We start from the raw sequence: 4,919 nt of genomic DNA, 5'->3' as shown, positions 1-4,919 counted from the left end.
TCGATGGAAGCGCTCTATCGCATCGAGTATCTGCCCGAGGCGGAACGGCGTGCCTATCGCGGCGGCGAGAATACCCCGCTCGCGGTCGCCTACCGTGACCCGGTACTGCGGCGCGACGGCCTTGCCGGCGATTCGCTCGGCGATGCGATGGACTACTTCGCCATGAACGACGAAGACGCCCATCATCTTCTGTGCGACTGCCACTACATGGGCTCGCTCACCGGCCATAACCTCGCAGCGCGGCTTCGCCGCTATGCAGCGGTTGGCGGCGTCATGGCGTGGGCCGGTAGCATCTTTGCCGGACGTTCCGGCTGAGTGCACTTGTGAGCCTGCCACACGCGTAAGTGAGGCGGCGACGGTGGCGAAGCCGCCTCATTCTGGTGTCGGGACACGGCCCGTTCGGCCCCGCGGTTATTGCTGATTTTGCGGCAGGCCGTCGCCGATGTCGTAATAGTCGCCCTTGTCGGCGACGAAGATATGCATTGCGAGTTTCGTGTGTGTCGGCGTGTCGAACGCCCCCATTCCGATGCCGATCCGGTCGAGATGCGTTGGATCGAAGAACAGCGAAGACCCGCAGATCGAGCAGAACCCGCGCCGCACCTTTTCCGACGAAAAATACCAGGTCAGCTTGTCTTCGCCCCTGATTGTGACGGCCGACCGCGGCACGTCGGTCCCCGCCTCGAAATGCCCGGTGTGCTTGCGGCATCGCGAGCAATGACAGGCAGTTGGCGGGGCCAGTTCACCCTCGACCTCGAAGCTGACGGCGCCGCAGAGGCACGATCCCTTGTGCATTTCCTGTTCGATATCCCCTGTTTCGAGTCGCCCTGGCACATCCGGGCGGTCCCGGTTTACGTCCCATTAACCATGGAGGGCTAGCCTTAACCAATCAGTAAGGACCAGCCTCCGTGACCAGCGCCGCCACCATCCAGAAGAAGTCCATCCGCTTTCGCGCGCGCTCGTTCGTCGCCTTCGCGCTGGCGCCCGAAGCCCCCCTCGGGGAGTGGCTGCGCGGTCTGGACCGCTGGACCGAGAATTCGCCCGGATTCTTTGCCGGTCGCCCCGTCGTCCTCGACCTCAACATCCTCAAGCCCAACCCGCGCGAAGTTGCAGGGCTGGTCGCCGAACTCGCTGCACGCGGCATCCGGATCTACGCCATCGAGGCCAATGCCATCGACGCCCTCGGCCCCGAGCTGCCGCCTCTGCTCAGGGGAGCCAAGACCGCGATCATCGACGAGGCCCAGGCGCCATCCAGCCAGACTGCGAAGGCCGCCGCGCCAGCGAAGCTGGAAGAGCCGCCCGAATCGAGCGCCCTGATCATCGAATCGCCGATCCGCTCCGGCCAGTCGGTATTCCACCCCCATGGCGACGTGATCGTCCTCGGCTCGGTCGGCTCGGGTTCCGAGATCGTCGCGGGCGGGTCCGTCCATGTCTACGGCACCCTGCGCGGACGCGCCTTCGCCGGGGCCACCGGCAACGGCAAGGCGCGCATCTTCTGCCAGAAAAACGAAGCCGAGCTTCTGGCCGTCGACGGCTGGTATCGCACCGCCGACGACATGGAACCATCCTCGCGCGGCAGGCCGATACAGGCCTTTCTCGACAATGGCGTGATCTGGGTCGCGGCCCTCGACTAACAAGATTGGAGATCTGAACATGGCCAAGGTAGTGGTCGTTACATCGGGCAAGGGAGGCGTCGGTAAGACCACCTCGACCGCGTCCCTCGGCGCCGCCCTCGCCCAGGCGGGCAAGAAAGTGGCCGTCATCGATTTCGATGTCGGGCTGCGCAATCTCGACCTCGTCCTCGGCGCCGAGCGGCGAGTCGTATTCGACCTCATCAACGTGACCCAGGGCGTGGCCAAGCTCTCGCAGGCGCTGATCCGCGACAAGCGGGTCGATACCCTGTTCCTCCTCCCCGCCTCGCAGACCCGCGACAAGGACGCCCTCACCGAGGAAGGCGTGGCGAACGTGATCGCCGAGCTGCGCGAGAAATTCGACTACGTCATCTGCGACAGTCCGGCCGGCATCGAGCGCGGCGCCCAGCTCGCCATGCGCTTCGCCGACGAGGCGGTGATCGTCACCAACCCCGAAGTGAGCTCGGTTCGCGATGCCGATCGCATCATCGGCCTGCTCGACTCTCGCACGCTCAGGGCCGAGCGCGGCGAGAGCGTCAACAAATACATCCTCGTCACCCGCTACGACGCCGCCCGGGCCGCCCGCGGCGAGATGCTCACCATCGACGACGTCCTCGACATCCTCTCCACCCCGCTGCTCGGCATCATCCCCGAGAGCGAGGGCGTCCTCCGCTCCTCCAACGTCGGCTCGCCCGTGACGCTCAACGAGCCCAACAATGCGGCGGCGCGCGCCTATTTCGAGGCTGCGAGGCGGCTGCAGGGCGAGGACGTTCCGATGGTCCTGCCGGTGGACAGGCGAGGCCTGTTCGATCGGCTCTTCGGAAGGAGAGCGGCATGAGCCTGTTCGATATGTTCAAGCGGCGCGGCAGCGCACCCGTTGCGCGCGACCGGCTCCAACTCCTCCTCGCCTACGAGCGCAATAACCGCAACCAGCCCGATCTCGTCGCCATGCTGCGCGAGGAGATCATGGCCGTGATCACGAGGCACGTGCAGGTTGATCAGGACGACGTGCGGGTGACCATGGATCGCGGCGCGACGATGTCGACGCTCGAGATCGACATCCACATTCCCAACGCAGCCGCGGCCGCCCACTAGCGTCGCCGCCTCGGCCGCGTCGTCAGGCCGGATGCTCGCCGAGGTACTATGTCCGTGCCACGGCGATCGATCTATCGCCGCTGGCCTTATGCATCGCATTCTTGGCTGATCGAACCCCGGCCGAGTACAAGCATATCCAGTATTCGGCGCACCGTCCGCAGACGCTCGTGATGCTCGTAGCGGCTGCCGGCCCTATTCCATGCGCGCCCGGAAAAACAAACGCGCCGCTATACCGTTCGCGCCATATTTCCGCCTAGTCCTCGACCCCATGATGGCACGGCTGAGCATGTAAGTCCCCCGCAGGCAACAGAGATGTTGACGGAGAGGACAAGCATATGACGACCTTCACAAGACAAACTCCGGGTCTTTGGTGGCTTCGCCGGGGACCGCGGGCGCAGCACAGGCTTCGCCTCACACTGTTATCGCTCGCATCGCTGTTGGTCGTGATGGGGCCCGGCATGTCGCAAGCGGCGGGTTCGCACAGCCACATGGCGCAGGCCGCCCCATCCTCGAGCGCCACTCCGGAAGACGTTGAACCCCTGGGATCGACGCCAACCTTCTGCCCAGACGAGCCGAATGCTCCCTCCGGTGAGCTGCCGCCACCAGCCGGCACTGCGCTGCAGACCGCAGAGGCGCCAATGCTGGCCGAACCGGCGGTGATCAGTAGCCAGAACGGTGTGCTGCGCACCACCCTGATTGTCGCCCCCCAGAACGTGACAATCGGCACCCAGACCATCCAGGCATTGACCTACAATGGCACTTTCGTCGGACCGACCCTGCGCGTTCGCCCGGGCGACAGGATCGAGCTGACACTGGAGAACTGCCTCAGCGAGACGACGAACCTGCATTTCCACGGGATGGACGTCACGCCCTCGGACCTCGGCGACAACATCTTCCGCGCGATCGATCCGGCCCAGTCCGCTCCGTACGTGCTCCAGGTCCCGCCCGAACAGCCCGTCGGCACCTACTGGTACCACGACCACCTGCACGGCCTGAGCTCCCCCCACGTGTCCGCCGGCCTATCCGGCCTGCTCGTGGTGGAGGGGTTGCAGGAACTCCTGCCGCCGGACCTGCAGAAGATCACCGAGCGCAGCATCGTCCTGAAGGATGCCCACGCGATCGGCGGCGTCATCGTCCAGAACGGCATCACCATCGGCCAACACACGACCCGTACGGTCAACGGCCAGTTCCAGCCGCAAATCCCGATCAAGCCGGGCGAGACGCAGTTGTGGCGTATCGCCAATATTGGCGCCAACATCACCTACATGCTCAAGCTCGACGGCCATAGCTTCCACGTCCTCGCCGAAGACGGCCATCCCGTGTGGGAGGTCAAGGCGTTCGACCAGTTGCTTGTCCCGACGGGGAAGCGGTTCGACGTGCTGGTCCAGGGCGGCCCGGCCGGTTCGTACAAGCTCGAGACGTTGGCCTACACCACGGGGCCGGCGGGCAACAATTTCCCGCAGACCGACCTGGCGACCCTCGTATCAGCGGGAGACAGCCAGAAGGCCGCAACCCTGCCGACGAAGTTTGGCCCGAACGACGACCTGACCCCGGTGTCCATCGGGGGGCGGCAGACGATCGAGTTCTCGGAGGATCCCACGGGGGACATATTCTTTATCAACGGCCGGACGTTTGACCACAATCGGGTCGACGTGACGGTCAAATACGGCACGATCCAGGAGTGGACCATCACCAATGTCAGTGACGAAGAGCACCCGTTCCACATCCATCAGTTGGACTTCCAGGTGATGTCGGTCAACGGCCAGCCTTACAACGCCGTCGGGCTGCAGGACATTGTGATGATCCCGAAGCGAGGGGAAGTGGTCATCCGGATGCCCTTCCTGTCGCCGAACCTCGAGTTCATGGGCAAGTGGGTGTTCCACTGCCACATTCTCAATCACGAGGACTTTGGCATGATGGCGGTTATCGAGGTCGTGCCCTGACGTAGCCCCGTCGGACCTCCCGGCCACGAGCGGCGGCGACCTCGCATGGTCGCCGCCGCCGGCGTCTCAGGCGTGTCGCCTCGCACCTGCCATCGACAGCGCAAGCGGGTCCTCGAGAAAGTAAAGCTGCCTCGGAACGCCCAGGGCGCAGGCGCCGGGGCCGAGCAGCACCACCACGACCTGCATCAGCGCCCACATCAGGGGAAGTTCCACTCCACCGGTTGGAAAGTAGAAGCCGTTTCCACTGTAAATC

Annotated in this window: 5 protein-coding genes and 2 pseudogenes; 5 read left to right on the top strand and 2 right to left on the bottom strand. The window is 64.7% G+C overall.

Going from position 1 to position 4,919, the window contains the following annotated elements; translation table 11 throughout:
- Positions 1–315: pseudogene (locus tag JWQ89_RS12880) on the top strand (hypothetical protein); the annotation flags it as partial.
- Between the two features lie 96 nt (positions 316–411).
- On the opposite strand, the gene JWQ89_RS12875 reads toward JWQ89_RS12880, so the two are convergent.
- On the bottom strand, positions 412–792 hold the full coding sequence (locus tag JWQ89_RS12875) for a GFA family protein (RefSeq protein WP_299641633.1): 381 nt from the start codon (positions 790–792) through the stop codon (positions 412–414).
- Between the two features lie 113 nt (positions 793–905).
- Here JWQ89_RS12875 and minC point away from each other — a divergent pair, with 113 nt between their 5' ends.
- The 4 genes from minC to JWQ89_RS12855 all read left to right on the top strand — a co-directional run bounded on the left by minC (position 906) and on the right by JWQ89_RS12855 (position 4,666).
- On the top strand, positions 906–1,631 hold the full coding sequence (gene minC, locus JWQ89_RS12870; RefSeq protein WP_299641631.1) for a septum site-determining protein MinC: 726 nt from the start codon (positions 906–908) through the stop codon (positions 1,629–1,631).
- 19 nt (positions 1,632–1,650) lie between these two features.
- Positions 1,651–2,466 carry a septum site-determining protein MinD gene (gene minD, locus JWQ89_RS12865; protein WP_299641629.1) on the top strand — a complete coding sequence of 272 codons (816 nt, stop codon included), beginning with the start codon at positions 1,651–1,653 and terminating at the stop codon, positions 2,464–2,466.
- Positions 2,463–2,723, top strand: coding sequence for a cell division topological specificity factor MinE (gene minE, locus JWQ89_RS12860; protein ID WP_299641627.1), 261 nt, complete (start codon positions 2,463–2,465; stop codon positions 2,721–2,723). Before minD ends, minE begins: the two co-directional genes overlap by 4 nt.
- Positions 2,724–3,181: 458 nt before the next feature.
- Complete coding sequence (locus tag JWQ89_RS12855) at positions 3,182–4,666, top strand: multicopper oxidase family protein (protein ID WP_299641625.1); 1,485 nt, start codon at positions 3,182–3,184, stop codon at positions 4,664–4,666.
- Positions 4,667–4,732: 66 nt separating this feature from the next.
- Here JWQ89_RS12855 and JWQ89_RS12850 read toward each other — a convergent pair.
- Positions 4,733–4,919, bottom strand: a pseudogene (locus JWQ89_RS12850) (hypothetical protein); the annotation flags it as partial.

This window comes from Devosia sp. (assembly GCF_028290645.1).
Taxonomy (GTDB): Bacteria; Pseudomonadota; Alphaproteobacteria; order Rhizobiales; family Devosiaceae; genus Devosia_A.
The sequence above is the reverse complement of the archived record's forward strand: the minus strand, read 5'-3'. Positions and strand labels throughout refer to the sequence as shown.